The 1723-nt window shown below is 77.9% G+C and carries 1 protein-coding gene; it reads left to right on the top strand.

Annotated elements, in window-relative coordinates; all coding sequences use genetic code 11:
• On the top strand, positions 1 to 1723 hold a 1723-nt coding region (locus tag CLM62_RS15435), incomplete at both ends, for a ketoacyl-synthetase C-terminal extension domain-containing protein (protein ID WP_306457910.1).

The raw sequence follows: 1723 nt of genomic DNA, 5'->3' as shown, positions 1-1723 counted from the left end.
TCCGCGCGGCGCTGGAGGCCGACGGCGCGCCGTCCGGGGAGGCCGGGCCCGGGGCGGCGGGGCCCGGCGGCCGGGTGGCGGTGGGCTCCGTGAAGGCCAACATCGGCCATCTGGAGGGCGCGGCCGGTCTCGCCGGGGTGGTGAAGACGCTGCTGGCCATGCGGCACGCTTCGGTGCCGGGCATGCCGCACTTCACGCGGCTCAACCCCGCCATCGACCTGTCCGGCGGCGTGCTCCGGGTCGCCGAACGCACCCTGCCCTGGCCGGCGGGTGACGCGCCTCGGCGGGCGGCCGTCAGCTCCTTCGGCATCGGGGGCTCCAACGCGCATGTCGTCCTGGAGCAGGTCGACATGCCCGACGCCGCGGACGGTCCGGGTCCTTACGTCCTGCCCCTGTCCGTGGCCACGCCCGGGGCCCTGCCGGTTCTGGCCCGCCGGCTGACCGACCGTCTGGAGCGCGAGAGCGGGCACAGCGGCGGGGTGTCCCTGGCCGCCTGGGCCTGGACGTTGCAGACGGGGCGTGAGGCGCTGTCCGTACGGTGCGCGCTGACCGTCCGCGACGCGCGGGAGGCACGGGACGCCCTGCTCGCGCTGGCCGAGGGGAGGCCGCACCCCGCTGTCGCCGGCCCGTCCGGCACCCCGGACGGCGGGAGGCCGGAGCCCGATTCCCTCGTACGGCGATGGCTGGCGGGCGAGCCGGTGGACTGGGCGGCGTCCTGGAGCGGCCCTGACCGGCCCAGGCGGGTATCACTGCCGGGTCACCCCTTCGACCGCCGCCCGCTGCCGCCGCCCTGGGAGGACGACACCCCGGCCGTCGCCCCGGTACCCACCGACCGCCTCGTACCCCCGGCTACCGCACCGGCATCCACGGAACGTTTCGCACCCCCAGCCACCGCACCGGCCCCCACAGCAGGCCTCGTATCCCCGGACCCCGCACCGGCGCCCACAGCCCCCCTGTCCCCGACCGCGCCCCGGCCCCTGGTCCCACGATGGGTGCCCGCCCCTGTGCCGGACGGCGGTCACGGCGTCGAGGCGTCCCCGGGGAACGTCATCCTGGTGCACGATGCGTCGACCGATGCGCTCGCCCGGTCCTGGGCGCGGCAATGGCCCTCCGGCGGTGGGCCCGGTCCGCGGCCGGCGGCGGTGGCCTACGGCGGTGGACTGCCGGACGGTCTGCCCGCGGGCTCCATCCGGGTCGTGCTGCTCGTGGGCGGTGCGGGCTGGGCGGCGGACCCGGCCGGTCACCGGGAGGTGCGCCGCTGGTTGCGGACGCTGGTGCGGCTCGCGCGGGCGCTGGACACGCGCGGGCAGCCATCGACGGTCACCCTCGTCACCACGGGGCTGGCGGCTCCCGGCGGCCGGCCCTCCCACGGTGCCGCGCTCCAGGGCGCGTTGCTCGGCGCTCTGCGATCCCTGCCGCACGAGTCCGCGTTGCTGACCGCCGCGGCCGTGGATCTCCCCGGCCTGTCGCCGGCGGACGACGAGGTGTCCGTGGCGAGCGTGGCGGCCGAGCCGGGTGGCACCTGGGTTCCGCTGGTCTCCCATGGCCACGGCTCGCGGCTGGTGGAGCGTCTCGCCCCCCTGACGTCGGCGGATCCGGGGCTGTCCGACGGCGGTACGCTGTGGCCGGCCGTGTCACCCGCGCTGCTGGTGTTCGGCGGCGCCGGCGGGGTCGGCGGGGCCGTGGCCGCCGACCTGGCCGCACGTCGCCGCGCCCGGTTGCT

It is taken from the genome of Streptomyces sp. SA15, from assembly GCF_002291145.1.
GTDB lineage: Bacteria > Actinomycetota > Actinomycetes > Streptomycetales > Streptomycetaceae > Streptomyces.
The sequence above is the reverse complement of the archived record's forward strand: the minus strand, read 5'-3'. Positions and strand labels throughout refer to the sequence as shown.